Genomic DNA, 17,157 nt, shown 5'->3' on the forward strand with positions numbered 1-17,157 from the left:
CACCACTCTATAGGTGCCGGGGGGCGTCCAATGTTCCCAACTCGCGTAGGGTTAGATGGTGAATTCCAGCAAGCAGACCACCGGCCCCGGCACCTCCCAAAACACGCAGAACGACGGCGGTTCGGCCGCCGCTGCCGCCCGCACCGGCGGCGGGCAGATCGTTTTGGCCGCCACTCCCATCGGCAATATGGGAGACGCCACGAACCGGCTCATCGGGCTGCTGGAGACCGCCGATGTCATCGCCGCGGAAGACACCCGCCGCCTGCACCGGCTGGTGTCCGCCCTGAAGATCACCACCAGCGGCCGGATCATCAGCTACCACGAGCACAACGAGGCCACCCGCACGGCGGACCTGCTGGAGATGGTGCGAGGCGGCGCCACCCTGCTGATGGTGACCGACGCCGGCATGCCCGCGGTCTCCGATCCGGGTTTCCGGCTGGTGGAGGCCGCAGCCCGCGAGGGCCTCACCGTCACCGCAGCTCCCGGTCCGTCCGCGGTCCTGACCGCCCTGGCGCTTTCCGGCCTGCCGACCGACCGGTTCTGTTTCGAAGGGTTCCTGCCCCGCAAGGCCGGCGAACGCAGTGCACGGCTGGCCGAGCTGGCAGGAGAACGGCGCACCATGGTGTTCTTTGAGGCGCCGCACCGTCTGGAACCGATGCTCCGCGCGCTGGACGCAGCGTTCGGCGGAGACCGGCGGGCCGCCGTCGCCCGCGAGCTGACCAAGCTGCACGAGCAGGTGCTCCGTGCCCCGCTGCGTGAACTGCTGGAATGGGCTGAGGCCTCCGAGGTGCGCGGGGAGATCGCCGTCGTCGTCGCCGGAGCCGGCGAGGCTGCCCCCGAGCTGCCCGAAGACCACGTTGCGGCGGTCAACGGCCTGGTGGCCCAGGGCGCACGCCTGAAGGACGCCGTGGCCACCGTCGCGGAGGACGCCCGGATCAGCAAGCGGGAGCTGTACTCGGCGGTGCTGGCCGCCCGCGGCTAGGACTGCAGCCGTCCGGTCTTTGGCCAAGTGCACAGCGTCACGGTAACTCCATGGTGCACTTCCGCATTTACAGCCGCAACGGCACCCGCATACGGTGAACACAGATGACGGGTCTTCCGGCCCGGGCAACGACGTCGAATCTTGGAGGCATTCCATGGGTATTACTGCTGACCGCGAAGCCGAACTGCTGGCTCAGGTCCCCACCGGCCTGTTGATCAACGGCGAGTGGAGGGATGCCGAGGGCGGCAGGACCTTCGACGTCGAGGATCCGGCCACCGGGAAGGTGCTGCTGAGCATCGCCGACGCCAGTGCCGGGGACGGCGCCCTCGCCATGGACGCCGCCGCTGCCGCGCAGGACTCCTGGGCCAAAACCGCACCGCGGGAACGCGGGGAAATCCTGCGCCGCGCCTTTGAACTGGTAACCGAGCGGGCTGAGGACTTTGCCCTGCTGATGACCCTGGAAATGGGCAAGCCTCTGGCCGAAGCCCGAGGCGAGGTCACCTACGGCGCCGAGTTCCTGCGCTGGTTCTCCGAGGAAGCCGTCCGCATCTCGGGACGCTACGGCACCTCCCCGGACGGCAAGTCCCGCCTGATGGTGAACAAGAAACCCGTGGGACCGTGCCTGCTGATCACCCCGTGGAATTTCCCGCTGGCCATGGCCACCCGCAAGATCGCCCCCGCCGTTGCCGCAGGCTGCACCATGGTGCTCAAGCCCGCCAAGCTCACCCCGCTGACCTCCCAGCTCTTTGCAGCGGTGATGATGGAGGCAGGGCTGCCGGCCGGCGTCCTCAACGTGGTCTCCACTACGTCCGCAGGCGACGTCACCGGCCCGATCATGAAGGACGAGCGGCTGCGCAAGGTCTCCTTCACCGGCTCCACCCCCGTGGGCCAGGGCCTGATCCGCGACGCCGCGGACCGGGTGCTGCGCACCTCCATGGAACTCGGCGGCAACGCCCCGTTCGTGGTCTTCGAGGATGCTGACATGGACAAGGCCGTGGCCGGCGCCATGGCCGCCAAGCTGCGCAACATGGGCGAGGCCTGCACGGCGGCGAACCGCTTCATTGTGCACGAGTCCGTTGCCGACGAGTTCGCGGAGAAGTTCGCGGCGAAGGTGGGCGCCATGACCACTGCCCGCGGTACCGAGGACGAGTCCAAGATCGGCCCGCTGATTGATGCCAAGTCCCGCGACAAGGTCCACGCCCTGGTGTCGGACGCGGTCGACGGCGGCGCCTCCGCCGTAGTGGGCGGCGCACCGGTGGACGGCCCGGGTTACTTCTACCAGCCGACCGTGCTGAAGAACGTGGCTCCTGATGCGCGCATCCTGCGGGAAGAAATCTTCGGTCCGGTGGCCCCGATCGTCACCTTCTCCACTGAGGATGAAGCAGTGGCACTCGCCAACAACACGGAGTACGGCCTGGTGGCCTACGTCTTCACCGAGGATCTGAACCGCGGGCTGCGGATCGGGGAGAAGCTGGAAACCGGGATGCTCGGACTCAACGCGGGCGTGGTCTCCAACGCCGCCGCTCCCTTTGGCGGGGTAAAGCAGTCCGGGCTCGGCCGTGAAGGCGGCGCCGAGGGCATCGAGGAGTACCTGTACACGCAGTACATCGGCATCGCTGACCCCACCGCGGTCTAGCCCGGACTGTCCGGGCTCCCGGTCTCCCGTACCGTACTGCCGGTCAGTGCAGCCTGTCCGTCAGCGCTGGAACCGGGAGGCCAGGGAGGCCGGGAAGAAGCGGGCCCGCAGTTTTGCGCCCCAAGTGGCGGATTCCTGAAGCCCCTGCCGGACAGCGGTGACATCGGACCAGAGCCCTGCTCCGGGGTCCGGCGGCAGGTCTCGGGCTGCTCCGGACGCGCCCTGCGGCCGTGCAGCCGGTGCGGCATACACTTCGTGTTCATAAGCGGCCCGAAGCCGCTCCAGCGCTGCCGCGGAGTTGTCCGCCAGTCCGGCCTCGTGCGCCAGCCGCAGGGCGTAGGCGCGGGGAGATTCGGCCTTCTGCGGGACATGGCCGTAGTCCACTCCGGTGTCCGCCGCTTCTTCCCAGGCCAGGGTTGCGGGCCCGGTGAGGCTGTGCCCGTGCCCCGCCCCGCCGGCTCCGGAAGCACCCGCGCGGCCGCGTGCCGGTTGTCCGGGTCCGAGGAGGCGCCGGCGGATGCTGCGCCTGCGCCGGCGCAGCAGCCAGGGGCTCAGCAGTGCACCGGCGGCTGCCGCCAGGCCAAATCCAACTCCGGCGAACCTCCCGGCATGGGTCTCTTCCGGCTGCGGCGGGGCGGCAGCCTCAGGGGCGGCCGCGCTGGTTGAGGTTTCGGGAAGGGGCTCGGGAAGTACCGGGTTTCCCGCTTCCAGGTCCCGCTCGTCGTCGCGGACCTGGGTGGGGTTCGAGCGGGGCTCCACCGCGTAGGCAGGCACTGATCCCCGGGACGGGGTCGGCTCAAACCGCACCCAGCCCAGCCCTTCGAAATACAGTTCCGGCCACGCGTGCGCATCGCGGGAATCCACTTCGAACTCCCGAAGCTCCTGGCCGTCGTTGCCCGGGAAGGAATTACCGGTGGACCGCCCCGGAGCGAAGCCCAGCGCCATGCGGCTGGGAATGCCGGCCTCTCTGGCCATGACGGCCATGGCAGCGGCGAAATGAGTGCAGTAGCCGGATTTTTCCTGCAGGAACCGGTCAAGGACATCAATACCGTTCCCGTCGTATCCGCCCTCAACCGGAGCATCGAGCGAGTAGCTGAACGCCGGCCCGCGGAGGTAGGCCTGGATGGCCATGGCCTGTTCATAGGGTCCGGAGGTTCCCTCCGTGGCAGCCGCCGCGGCGTCCCGGATACTTGCGGGCAGGTCCTCGGGCAGCGAGGTGAAAACGGGGTCCACGGCGTCTTTGGATGCCGGAGCCAGGCCCTGCAGGTCAGCCTGGGACAAGTTGGGCGCCAAGCTTTGGACCTCGTAGTCCAACTTCCCGCGCTCCGTGTTGTCCCCGGAGATGACGGTCATGGTTTTGGGATCCCAGCTGAACGGTCCGAGGGCTCCGGACACGCGCTGGGGAGCGTAGGGGGCGAGCAGCCAGGGACTGACATAGGTCTCGGAGCTGACCCGTGTGGTTACCACTGACATGGCGGGCGCCCGATCGTTCACCTCGGCCGGTGACATGTCCTGCAGGCCCCGCCGTCGGGTGTCCTCCCGAAGATCCGGTGCCCAGCGCCGGCCCGAGAAGTCCTCCAAAGTGGTAGATCGCAGATAGAGCGAAGTAGGAGAATCCGTGGCATACCGGATCCGGCCGGAGGCTGAGGGCTGTCGCAGGTCATTGCCCAGCGCCACCACCGGGTTGAGGCCGGATTGGCCGGTCCAGATGTTCAGTCGTGAGCCCTGCGGAAACGTGCCCTGGTTAAAGCCCGGAAGCGCTGCGGGCAGGCACAGGGCGAGGATCATGGCACCGGCGCCGATGCCGGCCGCCGTGCCCACCTGGCTGCGCGGCGGGCGCCGCATGGCGTCCCCCGGCCGGTGCGGCCGCTCCTGCCAGGCCCCGGTGGCCAGGATGAGCAGGTATCCGGCTGCGGCAAGGATGAAGGGGAGCGCGCCGATGCTCTCCGGCTTCAGGACGGCCGGCACGATCAGCAGGGACAGCAGCCCCAGGCCGCTGGCTGCAGGCATGCGCAGGGTAGTGGCCAGTGTGTCCACCAGCAGTGCAATCAGTCCGGTGCCCAAACAGGCAATGAAAACGATCCCGGAGTCGGCGAGCACCGGCGGAACCTGGTTCATGATGGTCGCTTGGGCTTCGGTGAGCAGCTGTCTGCCCCGCCCCAGCGTCGCCCCGGTGGGCAGCAGCCCGAGCAGCGCCGTCGAGGCGGCAAACAACCAGGTCAGGACGACGGCGAGCGCTGCCAGACCTGCCGCCGGCACCAGTGCGGTGGGAAACCGGAACCTGCGTGCCGCAGCCATGGCGGCGATCACCGCGGCCGTGGTGAGGGTCAGCGGCGGCAACCAGCTCCAGCCGTCCAGGACTCCGTGCAGACTGAGGCTGCAGAGCAGGACGGCTGCGGCACTTGCTCCGGCGGCGGTCCACTCCCACGGCGGCCGGATCTTGGCCCGCGGCGGCGGGGGAGGCCCGGCCGGGGCGTTGGCCGCGGGGCGGGACAGCACATCAGTCATGGGCGGTCCTCCCGACCGGGGGATGAAGTTACCGGCTGGGCGGCGGAAGCGAAGGCCGCCCAGCAGCGCGCGAGATCGGATTCGGGGGTAGCAGCAACGGCTTGCCAGCCGGCGGCGTGCAGGACGGCCAGCGCCGGCCCCGCCTCCTGGAGCCGGTCCGTGACCAGGACGGCGCAGGCCAGGGTGGCATAGTCTGCCGCCGGAGCCAGCCGGGCGGCGTCGTCGGCCGTGAGCCTGCCCAGAACCGCAACGAGGGGGCCGCGTCGGCGCTGGGCCAAAGTGTCCGCCAGCCCGGAACCGAAGGCGCGGCGGTTTTCGGCCGGTGACGGGTCCGCTCCCTTTGGGCTGGCCGTGCCGGCGCTGTGGGCGCCGCGGACCGCGCGAATTCCCCGGAACCGGGCTGCGGGCACGGACCCGGGGACCGCCGCCTTGCCCGTGTCCGCCTGCCGTTCAAACGGCCGCGCCTCAAGTTCCAGCGCTGCCAGGCCCTCTGCGATGTCCTGCAGCCCTGCGGCGCCGCTGAAATCGCACTGCAGGGGATCGGGGGTGGAAGGGGAACGGCCGAGACCGGGCCGTGCGTACGCATCCAGCAGATGTAGCGAGTAGCCGTTGTCGAGCAGGAAGGCGGCAGCTGAAACGGATGCTGTGACCGCCCATTCAAAGGACTCGGAGGTGGACAGCCCGTTTCCGGCGGCGGGGTCCGTCCACAGCGGCGTTCCAAGGCCGCCCGCAAAGCAGGACTGCCGCGAATCGAGAAGCAGCGTGGCGCTGGGGGAGGTGACGGGTTCCTCCTGCCGGACCATCAGTTCGCCGTGACGGGCAGTCGCCGCCCAGTGGACCCGCCGCATGGGATCGCCCGCGCGGTATTCGCGGGTGGAGACGTCATCTTCGCTGGGGCTGCCGCGGCGGGGATTGGAAACGGATCCCTCCGTCCCCCGGGGGCCGCCCAGCGACGCGGCCGGCAGCTCCTGGGGTGCCGGGGACACCACCAGCGGATCTGTGGCACCGAGGGTGTGCAGCCTCCGGGAGAGGCCAAATAGGTCGGTGAACTCCGCCGTCACCGGTCCGATCGGAAACATGCCGCGCCGGGCGGAGCGCAGCTGGTACTCGTAGGTGCTGGCGCCGTCGGCATCCGGAAAACGGGCCGGAAAACGGAACACCGGACTCTGTCCGAAGCGCAGCGGGAGGCCTTCGCGCATGGAGGCGCTCTGCCGGACCGGGCGGGGAGTGCGCAGCGAGAGCATCACCCGGGCGGGGACACCGGTCTCCACGGTGGCCGGACTGAAGGTGCGTTCAACCAGGAACACCGGCTTGACCAGCCGCAGCGCCAGCGCCGAAAGCAGCGGCAGGGCGAGCAGGAACAGGCCCAGGATGAGTGCGTCCCGGCGGCCCATAATGTGGGCGGTCAGGAGGGCGGCGGCCCCGGCCGCGACAAGACCCCAGCCGCGCGCCGTCAGCAGCCGTGCTGCGCTTGCAAAGTCCATGGAGCCTTCCCGCTGGTGGTGTACCGGTGGTGCTGCCTCAGCCGTCCCGCCGCGCCCCTACCGCCTCAGGCGCTCGCCGGCGGGACTGCGCGGAACGGGAACGCGTGCGAGCAGGTGTGAGAGCAGGCCCGACGGCGTATCGCCGGAACTGGTGGCTTTGCGGTCCAGGATGATGCGGTGGGCCAGCACGGGATCAGCGAGGCGGGAAATGTCATCGGGCAGGACAAAGTCACGCCCCGCCAGCGCGGCGTGGGCCTTGGCGGCGCGCAGCAGTTGCAGCAGGGCGCGGGGACTGGCACCGAGGCGCAGATGGGGATGCTCCCGGGTCGCCTGGCCAATGGCAACCGTGTACTCCTTTACGGCGGAGGAGACAAAGATATCCCGCACCCGGGCCGTCATGGCCGCAATTTCACCGACGTCGACCACTGCCGAGACCGCGTCCAGCGGCGACGTGGACTGGTGGCTTTCGAGCATCTCAATTTCGGACCGCGTGTCCGGATAACCCATGGAAATGCGGGCCATGAACCGGTCCCGCTGGGCTTCGGGCAGGGGATAGGTCCCTTCCATTTCGATCGGGTTCTGGGTGGCCACCACCATGAAGGGCTCGGCCAGCCGGTAGGTCCCGCCGTCGACGGTCACCTGCCGCTCCTCCATGCACTCCAGCAGCGCGGACTGGGTCTTCGCGGAAGCGCGGTTGATCTCGTCTCCGATCACGATGTTGGCGAAGATGGGGCCCTGGCGGAACTCGAACCGGTGGGCGTCCTGGTTGTAGATGGACACGCCGGTGACGTCGGACGGCAGCAGGTCCGGGGTGAACTGGATCCGCGTCACCGAACAGTCAATGGTCCGGGCGAGCGTCTTGGCCAGGAGCGTTTTTCCGACGCCGGGCACGTCCTCCAGCAGGACATGGCCCTGGGCCAGCAGCACGGTCAGGACCAGTGAGGCTGCTTCCTTCTTGCCGTCAATGACAGTATTGACTGCGGCGAGGATGCTGGACGCCGCGGTGTGAAATGCGTCGGCACTGTATCCCGCTCCTGCGGCCCGGTTCCATCCAGCCGTAGGCCCGGGAACCTCCGTTCCCGGTGAATCACCGGCAAAGGGAGCGGCGGCTGCAGCTGGAGTTCGAGCGTCCATGGATACCTTCCAAGCCTCGGGAAATCGCACTCCGGTGCCCTGACCAGGGGGATCCGGTGTGCGACGCTACAGGCCCTCCGCCGGTTCGGCAGCGGCCTCATGTGAATACAGGTTACAAGCTCACTTAGGGTTAAAGACATGTGCAATGACAGTGGTTATGTTCCGGGCGAAATCCCTGCGGCCTATCTGGACTTTGCGTCCGGCACCGGGAAACCTTATCCTCCCGGGCCGGAGCCCCTGCCGGTGCCCGTGATTGACAACCATACCCATTTGGACTTTGCCCCCGGCGGGGCCGGCACCGCGGAAGTGGGGGCGGCCATGGACGCCGCCGCCGCGGCGGGAGTCCGGGGTGCTGTTCAGGTAGGCACGGATCTGGAATCTTCGCGGTTCACTGTCCGGATCCTGGATGAGGAACCGCGGCTGCTGGGAGCGGTGGCCATTCACCCCAACGATGCCCCCGTACTGGCGGGGGAGGGGACCCTGGACGCGGCGCTCGAGGAAATTGAAGCACTGGCCGGCCATCCCCGGGTCCGGGGCATCGGCGAAACCGGACTGGATTACTTCCGCACCGGCCCGGACGGCGTTGAGCGGCAGCAGTATTCCTTCCGCCGGCACATCGACATTGCCAAGCGGTTGGGGCTGGCCCTGCAGATCCATGACCGCGACGCACACGCGGACGTTGTCCGTGTGCTGTTGGAAGAGGGGGCCCCGGAGAAAGTGGTCTTCCACTGCTTTTCCGGTGATGCGGATCTGGCCAGAACCTGCAATGAGCATGGCTGGAGCATGTCCTTTGCCGGCACCGTCACCTTTAAGAACGCGGGGAATCTCCGGGAGGCGCTCGCCGTGGCCGACCGGAGGCTGCTGCTCGTGGAAACCGATTCCCCCTTCCTGACGCCGCACCCCTTCCGCGGCCGGCCCAATGCCAGCTACATGGTGCCCTACACCGTCCGGTTCATGGCCGCAGAACTCGGAGCGGACCTGGCTGAACTGGGAACGCAGTTGGTGGAAAACACGGTCCGTACCTACGGTTCATGGGCCTAGCCCCGGTAGGGAAGTTTCCACGTACGGCACAGGTATCACTTGGACCGGCCAAAACTTCGGTTTGCCCTCAGGTCACGGTTCGGTTACGGTGGGGACCTATTAGCCGGGGTCGGGGAAGGCGCCGGAACTGATATCGAACCACACACCGTCCTGTGAACAGGTGTGCGCACGCTTCAGCCGAAGCGCCGCGCCACATCTGTGCCTGGTTGCGGCAGAGGTTCCTTGCCTGCGCACAGAGTCGCCCCGTGAGACCCGGGGACATCGGCTGCCACGCGCCCTGATCCCCGTGCCCGGAAACTATGAACGTTTGGGATTCCGTGGCACATGCACTCGTGAGGCGTGGGGTAAAACTAACCGGGCAGGCCGTTGTTATGGTCGCCCTCATTCTGGGGCTGGTGGCCTTTGTAGGCACCAACAAGTCAGTGGTACTAAGCGTCGACGGCCAGACCAGCGACGTCAAGACGTTCGGCGGCACAGTCGCTGAAGTTCTCCAAAAAGCAGATGTCCAGGTCACCGAGGCAGACCGGGTGAGCCCCGACCTGGCCAGCGAGGTCAGCGACGGAACCCGGATTGAAGTCTCCAAGGCCAAGTCCGTGGACGTAACCCTGGACGGCCAGGGCCACACAGTAAGCACCACCGGCCAGACCGTTGCGGATCTGGTGTCGGAACTTCGGGTAGCTTCCAACTCTGCAGTGTCCGCCTCCCTGGACACGGCCCTCTCCGGACTTCAGGATCCGCTGTCGATCTCCACTCCGAAGACAGTCACCATGGTGATGGACGGCAAGTCCTACAACCGCCCCACCACAGCGGAGACGGTGGAGGAGCTGCTGGACGAAGCGGGCATTGAACTCGCGGCAACGGACCGCCTCTCGGCTCCTGAGTCCGCCGCACTGGTGGACGGCATGGCGTTGAAGATTACCCGCGTCACGGCCGGCGAAAAGGTCACAGTCACCGAAGCCCTGCCGTTTGAAACCGCTGAAGTGCCGGACCCCAACCTTTACGAGGGCGAAGAAAAGGTGACGGTCAAGGGAACGCCGGGCGAGAAGGCCGCAGTTTTCGCGATCAAACTCGTTGACGGCCGTGAGGTCAGCCGGACCCTGGTGAGTGAAACCGTCTCCGTGCAGCCGGTTGACGCGAAGATCGCAGTCGGTACCAAGAAGAAGGAAACCCCGCCCGCACCGGCACCCGCGGCCGCGGCACCGGCCCCGGCTGCCTCTCCGGGCGGCGCCGCTCCCTCCGGCGGAACCTGGGCGGCTCTGGCCCAGTGTGAATCCGGCGGAGACTGGCACATCAACACCGGCAATGGTTATTCCGGCGGCCTGCAGTTCAGTGTCTCCAGCTGGCTTGGTGCCGGTGGCGGCCAGTACGCGCCCATCGCGGCCGGGGCCACCCCGGATCAGCAGATTGCCGTAGCAGAAAAGCTTCGCGCCAACGGCGGCTGGGGCCACTGGCCGTCCTGCGCCGCCAAGCTGGGCCTGCTCTAACCGGGCGGGAGTTCCCCCGCCTGTTGTGCCCGCCCGGGCTAAGGGCTAAGGGCACAGAGCGCTGCCAGTTCCCCGAGGACCGGAACCTGTTATCAGGTTCCGGTCCTCGCGGTTAACCCGACAGGGGCTCCGGCCCGCGCCTGGCTCGCCAACCGGGCTGCGTGGTCTGCCCGGTCCAGGGCTCCGGCGTTGAAAAAGGCCTTCGCGCTGTCCTCCAGCATTTGCACCGCAGTGCTCATTTCTCCGAGGGCAGCCCGGCTCAAGCCCAGGTGCAGGGCCACCTCGGCGGCACCCTGGGGGGAGAGCGCCGCCCGCCGGGCGTACACATCGGTAAGGATCTGCACGGCTGATTGATGGTTGCCGGAGAGCTGATGCCACCGGCCCCTGCTGTGCAGGTTCTCCAGAAGGTCTTCCTCGGTGCCGCCCAGCACTGAGAGGGCAGTCTCGGCATGGTCCATGAGCCGGCTGGTAGCGGTGTCGTGCAGTCCCTCGGCAAGACGCATGGCTGCCGAAGAGCGGTTAAACGCAGCCCAGGCTTCCAGATCCGTGTCGGGATTGAGGAGGAAACCGGCTCTGGCATGGTACCGGAGGCCGGCGGCTGTATCGCCCCGGCGGAACGCGACGTTGCCCACCGCCCAAAACCCCTTTCCCGCCGTCTGGGCATCCGACGCTGCCTCCAGCAGCGGAAGCAGCAATGCCTGGCAGTGGCCCCACGCTTCCTCCTGCAGACCGCTTTCGGAAAGGGCAGCGATGAGTGCCTGATATACCTCGATGAGCTGATCAGCGTTCAGCCGCAGCAGCACGCCAATGTCCAGTGCGCGTCTGGCATGGCTGACAGCCTCGGGCAGCCGTCCGGCTCCCTGGCAGGCGGTTGCCAGCAAGGCCTCAGCCTGCGGGCGCAGCGGTTGCCCCTCCGCTGCCAGGGGGTGCTGTGCCAGCCGTTCCGCCTCTGCGATGCAGGCCGGATAGTCGTGCAGCCGGCGCAGGCACGCAGCCGCCATAAAGGACAGTTCCCACCATCCGGTAGGGTCCTGCTCCACCAGCGCCGCATCCGCCGCCAGCTGGGACAACCTTCGTGCGGCCTGGTAATTCCGCTCATCCCACGCCTGTGCTGCAGAGAACTCCAGGAAGAGGCGGCTGTCCCCGCCTGCCCTCGGGTGCGGATAGCCCGGCACCGCGGTCAACCGTTCCGCCAGAAACCGGATGGCCCCGCCGGACGGCTCCCGCCGGCCCTTTTCAAGCATCGACACATCGCGAGCCAGGAACACGTCGCCGCTCAACTCTTCCTGGGTCAGCAGGCGTTCCGTGCGCGCCAATTGAAGTCGGTTTCCGAAGGTTTTGCCCATATGTCATTACCGCCGTTCCGGGGCTGGGGGACACTGGAAGAGTGCCTCGGCTGGAATGCTACCGACCGATTTTTGGCGGGGGCAGGGTGGTGCCCCATTCTGGAAGGAAACACGATGAAGAGGAATGAATTCCGCCTGCGGGCAGGCGCCGCGGTGGGTAACTGGCCTGACTAGCGCCCCATCGGTAGGAACACGGTGCTCGGCTAGTATTGCTAGGTGACTGAATCCGCCTCCGCTTCCCGTCCTCCGGTCAAACCGCTGCTGGGTGCCACTGACATCCGCGCCCTGGCCGACGAGCTGGGCGTGCGCCCCACCAAGACCCTGGGCCAGAACTTCGTCATTGACGGCAACACCATCCGGCGCATCGTCGCCGCCGCCGGCGTCGGACCGGAAGAAACCGTGCTGGAGGTGGGGCCCGGCCTGGGATCCCTCACGCTGGGACTGCTGGATGCAGCGAAGGCCGTGGTCGCCGTCGAAATTGATCCTGTGCTTGCCGGACGGCTGCCCGCAACGGTGAAGGCATGGCGGCCCGAGAAGGCGGACCAGCTGCACGTGGTCCTCGGCGATGCCATGCGGATCACCGAGCTTCCCGTTGAGCCCACGGCACTGGTGGCCAATCTTCCGTACAACGTGGCCGTTCCCGTGGTGCTGCATCTGCTGGAGCGCTTCCCGTCCCTGCAGCACGGTCTGGTCATGGTTCAGGACGAAGTTGCGGACCGGCTGGCTGCGGTCCCCGGATCCAAGGTTTACGGCGTGCCGTCAGTGAAGGCCGCCTGGTACACCACCATGCGCAAGGCCGGCGTGATCGGCATGAACGTGTTCTGGCCCGCGCCCAAGATCGCTTCCGGGCTGGTGGGCTTCACCCGGCACGATCCGCTGCCCACCACTGCCACCCGCGAAGAGGTCTTCGCCGTAATCGACGCCGCCTTTGCCCAGCGCCGCAAGACGCTGCGCGCTGCTCTGTCCGGTTGGGCAGGGAGCCCGGCCCAGGCCGAAAACGCGCTTGTTGCGGCCGGGGTGGACCCGCGTGCCCGGGGCGAAGTCATCGACATCCATGCCTTTGCCCGGATTGCGGAGGCCAAGGGGGCGCAGGCGCCGGCGAACGCCGGGGATCCGTCCGGACCGGAGACCGAAGCACTGCCCGACGGCGAAGCGTCCTAACGCTGGCTCCGGCGGGCGCATTAACGGCGCGGCCCGCCCTTCCTCTAAGTTGGAAGATATGAGCGCAGCGAAGTTTTCACCCGCACAGCCCCCCACGGCAGCCCCGGCGTCCGTGTGCGTCCGCGCCCCCGGGAAGATCAACGTATCCCTGCGCGTCGGCCCGCTCCGGCCCGACGGCTACCACAGCGTCGCCAGCGTGTATCTGGCCGTTTCGCTGTTCGAAGAGGTCCGGGCCACGGTGACCGAGGGACCCGGAATCACCGTCACCGTGGACAGCGACGGTGCCCTGCAGGTCCCCGTGAAGGACATTCCCCTCGGGCCGGATAACCTCGCGGTCCGCGCGGCCCAGGCACTGGCGGCCTTCGCGGAGAACCCCACCGGGGTGCACCTGCACATCACCAAGCGGGTGCCGGTTGCCGGCGGCATGGGCGGAGGCTCGGCCGATGCCGCGGCGGCGCTGGTCGCCTGTGACGCCCTGTGGAACACGCATCTTTCCCGCGAAGAGCTGGCCGGCATCGCCGCCGGGCTCGGCGCTGACGTTCCCTTTTCGCTGCTCGGCGGCACCGCCGTCGGCCTGGGTGTGGGGGACCGGCTGACCCCGGCCATATCCAAGACGCCCCTGCACTGGGTGCTCGTCGCCTCCGACTTCGGGCTGTCCACCCCGGGTGTCTACGGCGCCCTGGATTCCCTCCGCGAGGAGGGCCAGCTGCAGGCAGAGGAACCGGAGGAAGTTGACCCGGCAATCCTTGCCGCCATGCGCTCCGGGAATGCTCAGGACCTGGCATCCGTTATGTCCAATGACCTGCAGGCGGCCGCGCTGCATCTGGCGCCGGGCCTGGCGGACGTCCTGAGCGCCGGCGAGCGGCTGGGCGCACTGGCCGGCATGGTTTCCGGCTCCGGGCCCACCGTGGCCTTTTTGGCCCAGAACGCGCCCGCGGCTGCGGAGCTTGCGGCGGCCCTGCGCGCAGCCGGCCACCGCGCCCTCGCCGTCGAGGGGCCGGTTTCCGGCGCCCGGCTGGCCTCCGCCGTCGCCGGCTAGGTTTTTTATCTTTTCCAACATTTCCAACCCCGGAAGAAAGTAGTACCGATTGGCACACCTGCTTGGTGCTGAGAACCTCAGCATTTCCTTTGGCACCCGCACCATCCTGGACGGGGTTTCCCTGGGCCTGGAGGAGGGGGACCGGATTGGCGTCGTCGGGCGCAACGGTGACGGCAAGTCCACCCTGATGCGCCTGCTGGCCGAGCGGCAGACGCCCGACGACGGCCGCGTCACCCGCCGCCGCGACGTCACCGTGGGTTACCTGGACCAGTCCGATGTGCTCGACGGGGACCTGACCGTAGGCCAGGCCATCGTTGGCGATGCGGCGGACTACGAATGGGCCTCCAACGCCCGCATCCGCGATGTCATGAGCGGACTGATCCAGGAAGTGGACTGGAACGCCTCCGTCTCCTCCCTCTCCGGCGGACAGAAACGCCGCGTGGCGCTGGCCAAGCTCCTGACCGGGGACGACGACGTCGTCATGCTGGATGAGCCCACCAACCACCTGGATGTGGAAGGCGTGGCGTGGCTGGCCCAGCACCTGAAGAACCGCTGGCGCACCGACGCCGGCGGCCTGCTGGTGGTCACCCACGACCGGTGGTTCCTGGACGAAATCTGCACCCGTACGTGGGAAGTCCACGATGCCGTCATTGATCCGTTCGACGGCGGTTACGCAGCCTATGTGCTGGCCCGCGCCGAGCGTGACCGCATGGCCAACGTGGTGGAGGGCAAGCGCCAGCAGCTGGTCAAGAAGGAACTGGCCTGGCTGCGCCGCGGCGCTCCGGCCCGCACCGCCAAGCCCAAGTTCCGCATCGAGGCGGCCAACAACCTCATTGCGGATGTGCCCGAGCCCCGCGACACCCTCTCACTGAACAAGATGGCCACCGCCCGCCTGGGCAAGGACGTACTGGATCTTGAGGAAGTGTCCCTGACCCTGGGCGACACCGAACTGTTCAAGAACGTCACCCTGCGCCTGGCGCCGGGGGAGCGGCTCGGCCTGGTGGGCATCAACGGCGCCGGCAAGACCACGCTGCTGCGTCTGCTCAACGGCGAAATCGAGCCGACGAAGGGCCGGCTGAAGCGCGGCACCACCGTGCAGACCGCCGTGCTGACCCAGGAAGTCAAGGAACTCGACGAGGTGGCGGACATGCGCGTCATCGAGGTCATTGAGAACGAGAAGCGGGTCTTCAGCGTGGGCGGCCGCGAACTCTCCGCCGGCCAGCTGGTGGAGCAGCTGGGCTTCAACGCCCAGCGCCAGTGGACCCCGGTGAAGGAACTGTCGGGTGGTGAGCGCCGCCGGCTGCAGCTGCTGCGCCTGCTCGTGGGCGAACCCAACGTGCTGATGCTCGATGAGCCCACCAATGACCTGGACACGGACACCCTGGCTGCCGTGGAGGACGTCCTGGACGGCTGGCCCGGCACGCTCGTGGTGGTCTCGCACGACCGGTACCTGCTTGAGCGCGTCACCGACCACCAGATGGCACTGCTGGGCGACGGCAAGCTGCGCGGACTGCCCGGCGGCGTGGACCAGTACCTTGAGCTGCGCAACGCGGCTCTGGTGGCGAACTCTTCGGCATCGACGGCGGCCCGCGGATCCTCGCAGGCGGCGCGTGCCGCAGCGGCTGGATCCTCACGGCCCGGCTCAGGCGGCGGGGTGGCGACGGCGGTGGCCTCCGGCTCTTCCGAAGCCGAGAAGCGGATCGCCAAGAAGGACCTGACCCGGATCGATCGGCAGATGACCAAGCTGAAGCAGCAGGTGGAAAAGGTCAACGCGCAGATGACGGCCGCCACGGAGAAATCCGGCGGAGCGGACTTTGAACAGCTGGCCGAGCTGAACAAGAAGCTGCAGTCACTGGCAGCGGACCAGGAGGACCTGGAAATGCAGTGGCTCGAGGCGTCGGAGAAGCTCGACTAGCCTTCGGGGCGAAAAAGGGCTAAAAAGGCAACCGTTTTGGGAATTTACTGCCGGGGCGTACCGGCAGTAAGTTCCCAAAACGGAGGGGAATGCCCAAAACGGCGGTCAGGCGCCGGCAAGCATGTGCGGCAGGATGTGCTCGCGCAGCAGCGGGGAAATGTCCTCGCGTTCCAGCGCCTGCGCCGGATCCATCCAGAGCAGTTCCTCGATTTCGGCAGCGGCTGCGGGTTCCCGGGAGGGATCACCGTTGGACGCCGGCAGCGTGTACGCGAACAACCCGGCATCAATGAAGGTGTTTTCCTCGTTCGCGGCGGGGCCGTACCAGTCGCCCAGGACTTCCAGCTCGGATTCCGCGACAGAGAGGCCCAGTTCCTCCTGCATTTCCCGGGCCGCCGCAGCGCTGAATGATTCGCCGGGCTCCAGCTTGCCGCCCGGTTGCATGAACTTGCTGGTTCCGCGCTTGCGGACCAGCAGGATCCGTCCGCCGGCGTCGCGGACCAGGACGGCGGAGAGGGTGAGGACCACCGGGTCATCCGTGCGCATGTGGCGGAGTTCGGGATCCTTTTGCAGCCCGGTCAGGCCGTTCCAGGACAGGTTGACCAGATGCGCCGCAACCGTTGCCTTGTCCGGGGTGCGGGCATCCAGCCACCACTGGCCGGTCATAGCCACCATGCCCACCAGCATCTGCGCGTACATGCCGCCCACCTCGGCGCTGAGGCCGCGGTTGCTGAACTCCTTGGAGAGGATGTGCTCCACATGGCTGGTGACCCGGGAGAGCAGGGTGGCAAAGGTGCCTTCGGGCTGCGACGGCGGGGCGTCCCGGACCAGGATGCGGAAACCGTCAGTGTGATTTTCGATATAGTCCAGCAATGCATAGGCAACACGTTCAATCAGGATCCGCGGACCGGCGTCGGCGCCCAGCGCTTCGGTAATGACGGCGAGCAGCCGGTTGAACTCGGCCTCAACCACCTCGGTGTAGAGCGCCTCTTTGGACCCGAAGTGTTCATACACCACCGGTTTGGAGACACCGGCCGCAGCGGCAATGTCCTCGATGGTTGCTCCGTCGAGCCCCCGCAGGGCAAACAGCCCCCGGGCCACCTCAATAAGCTGTGCGCGCCGCTGCACGCCGGTCATGCGCAGGCGGGCGCCGCCAGCCGGATTTCTTGCCACCTCCACAGTCTAAGCCTTGTCTCCGGGCCGCGTTCGGATGTGTCCGGAAGCGGCGCTGCGTGACACTCCGCCGCCCCAAGTCGCGCCGACATCGGCAGACATGGCAAACTAAACTCTTGTGTGCGGGGCAACCTGTACATTTTCCGCCCTGGTGTAATGGCAGCACCCCGGCCTTTGGAGCCGTGGAGTATAGGTTCGAATCCTATGGGCGGAACGGTAGGAGCACCGGCCAGGTCCGGTGGCCCGCCCCTCCAAAC

Annotated in this window: 12 protein-coding genes, 1 tRNA gene and 1 pseudogene; 8 read left to right on the forward strand and 6 right to left on the reverse strand. The window is 67.7% G+C overall.

The genetic code is table 11. The annotated features are described in order from the left end of the window. The first annotated feature begins 157 nt into the window (after positions 1 to 157). Positions 158 to 982: a 16S rRNA (cytidine(1402)-2'-O)-methyltransferase gene (gene rsmI / locus KG104_RS04960; protein WP_258060144.1), complete on the forward strand. Its 825-nt coding sequence runs from the start codon at positions 158 to 160 to the stop codon at positions 980 to 982. 154 nt (positions 983 to 1,136) lie between these two features. Further along, positions 1,137 to 2,618: an NAD-dependent succinate-semialdehyde dehydrogenase gene (locus KG104_RS04965; RefSeq protein WP_104055204.1), complete on the forward strand. Its 1,482-nt coding sequence runs from the start codon at positions 1,137 to 1,139 to the stop codon at positions 2,616 to 2,618. 60 nt (positions 2,619 to 2,678) lie between these two features. Here KG104_RS04965 and KG104_RS04970 read toward each other — a convergent pair whose 3' ends face one another. From KG104_RS04970 to KG104_RS04980, 3 genes are read right to left on the reverse strand one after another with little or no spacing between them, the layout of a single operon-like run. Next, entirely contained in the window at positions 2,679 to 5,126 is a 2,448-nt protein-coding gene (locus KG104_RS04970; protein ID WP_207347441.1) for a transglutaminase TgpA family protein, read from the reverse strand. Beyond that, positions 5,123 to 6,610: a DUF58 domain-containing protein gene (locus tag KG104_RS04975; protein ID WP_207347442.1), complete on the reverse strand. Its 1,488-nt coding sequence runs from the start codon at positions 6,608 to 6,610 to the stop codon at positions 5,123 to 5,125. The genes KG104_RS04970 and KG104_RS04975 overlap by 4 nt, the downstream gene beginning before the upstream one ends. A 57-nt stretch (positions 6,611 to 6,667) precedes the next feature. After that, the gene (locus KG104_RS04980; protein ID WP_104055207.1) at positions 6,668 to 7,744 is read right to left on the reverse strand and encodes an AAA family ATPase; all 1,077 of its coding nucleotides are present in this window, start codon (positions 7,742 to 7,744) and stop codon (positions 6,668 to 6,670) included. A gap of 138 nt (positions 7,745 to 7,882) precedes the next feature. Here KG104_RS04980 and KG104_RS04985 point away from each other — a divergent pair, with 138 nt between their 5' ends. Together KG104_RS04985 and KG104_RS04990 are read left to right on the forward strand one after the other, a co-directional pair. Beyond that, positions 7,883 to 8,785, forward strand: coding sequence for a TatD family hydrolase (locus tag KG104_RS04985; protein ID WP_104055208.1), 903 nt, complete (start codon positions 7,883 to 7,885; stop codon positions 8,783 to 8,785). A 371-nt stretch (positions 8,786 to 9,156) separates the two neighbouring features. Beyond that, entirely contained in the window at positions 9,157 to 10,269 is a 1,113-nt protein-coding gene (locus KG104_RS04990) for a resuscitation-promoting factor (protein WP_207347443.1), read from the forward strand. 92 nt (positions 10,270 to 10,361) lie between these two features. Here the strand turns inward: KG104_RS04990 and KG104_RS04995 are convergent, their stop codons facing one another. After that, a complete protein-coding gene (locus tag KG104_RS04995; protein ID WP_207347444.1) occupies positions 10,362 to 11,585 on the reverse strand; it encodes a helix-turn-helix domain-containing protein in 1,224 nt (407 codons plus the stop codon). 246 nt (positions 11,586 to 11,831) lie between these two features. On the opposite strand from KG104_RS04995, the gene rsmA reads away from it, so the two are divergent. The 3 genes from rsmA to KG104_RS05010 are packed head-to-tail and all read left to right on the forward strand — an operon-like array spanning position 11,832 to position 15,730. Continuing rightward, positions 11,832 to 12,776 (forward strand): 16S rRNA (adenine(1518)-N(6)/adenine(1519)-N(6))-dimethyltransferase RsmA, encoded by a 945-nt coding sequence (rsmA, locus tag KG104_RS05000; RefSeq protein ID WP_104055211.1) that lies wholly within the window; start codon positions 11,832 to 11,834, stop codon positions 12,774 to 12,776. A 58-nt stretch (positions 12,777 to 12,834) separates the two neighbouring features. Continuing rightward, the gene (locus KG104_RS05005) at positions 12,835 to 13,815 is read left to right on the forward strand and encodes a 4-(cytidine 5'-diphospho)-2-C-methyl-D-erythritol kinase (protein ID WP_207347445.1); all 981 of its coding nucleotides are present in this window, start codon (positions 12,835 to 12,837) and stop codon (positions 13,813 to 13,815) included. A gap of 49 nt (positions 13,816 to 13,864) precedes the next feature. After that, a complete protein-coding gene (locus KG104_RS05010; protein ID WP_207347446.1) occupies positions 13,865 to 15,730 on the forward strand; it encodes an ABC-F family ATP-binding cassette domain-containing protein in 1,866 nt (621 codons plus the stop codon). A 105-nt stretch (positions 15,731 to 15,835) separates the two neighbouring features. Here the strand turns inward: KG104_RS05010 and KG104_RS18300 are convergent, their stop codons facing one another. Next, a complete protein-coding gene (locus tag KG104_RS18300) occupies positions 15,836 to 16,273 on the reverse strand; it encodes an NUDIX hydrolase (protein ID WP_237685473.1) in 438 nt (145 codons plus the stop codon). A 3-nt stretch (positions 16,274 to 16,276) separates the two neighbouring features. Continuing rightward, positions 16,277 to 16,864 (reverse strand): annotated as a pseudogene (locus KG104_RS18305) (TetR/AcrR family transcriptional regulator); the annotation flags it as partial. A gap of 178 nt (positions 16,865 to 17,042) precedes the next feature. Here KG104_RS18305 and KG104_RS05020 point away from each other — a divergent pair. After that, positions 17,043 to 17,114: transfer RNA gene (locus tag KG104_RS05020), tRNA-Gln, on the forward strand. Positions 17,115 to 17,157 lie beyond the last annotated feature (43 nt).

This window comes from Arthrobacter sunyaminii, from assembly GCF_018866305.1.
In the GTDB taxonomy this organism is placed as follows: Bacteria; Actinomycetota; Actinomycetes; order Actinomycetales; family Micrococcaceae; genus Arthrobacter_B; species Arthrobacter_B sunyaminii.

Coding starts and splice junctions, on each gene's coding strand:
- KG104_RS04970 (WP_207347441.1), bottom strand. CDS start 5,126: ATGACTGATGTGCTGTCCCGCCCCGCGGCCAACGCCCCGGCCGGGCCT.
- KG104_RS05005 (WP_207347445.1), top strand. CDS start 12,835: ATGAGCGCAGCGAAGTTTTCACCCGCACAGCCCCCCACGGCAGCCCCG.
- KG104_RS04965 (WP_104055204.1), top strand. CDS start 1,137: ATGGGTATTACTGCTGACCGCGAAGCCGAACTGCTGGCTCAGGTCCCC.
- KG104_RS18300 (WP_237685473.1), bottom strand. CDS start 16,273: ATGCGCACGGATGACCCGGTGGTCCTCACCCTCTCCGCCGTCCTGGTC.
- KG104_RS04985 (WP_104055208.1), top strand. CDS start 7,883: ATGTGCAATGACAGTGGTTATGTTCCGGGCGAAATCCCTGCGGCCTAT.
- KG104_RS04975 (WP_207347442.1), bottom strand. CDS start 6,610: ATGGACTTTGCAAGCGCAGCACGGCTGCTGACGGCGCGCGGCTGGGGT.
- KG104_RS04980 (WP_104055207.1), bottom strand. CDS start 7,744: ATGGACGCTCGAACTCCAGCTGCAGCCGCCGCTCCCTTTGCCGGTGAT.
- KG104_RS04990 (WP_207347443.1), top strand. CDS start 9,157: ATGGTCGCCCTCATTCTGGGGCTGGTGGCCTTTGTAGGCACCAACAAG.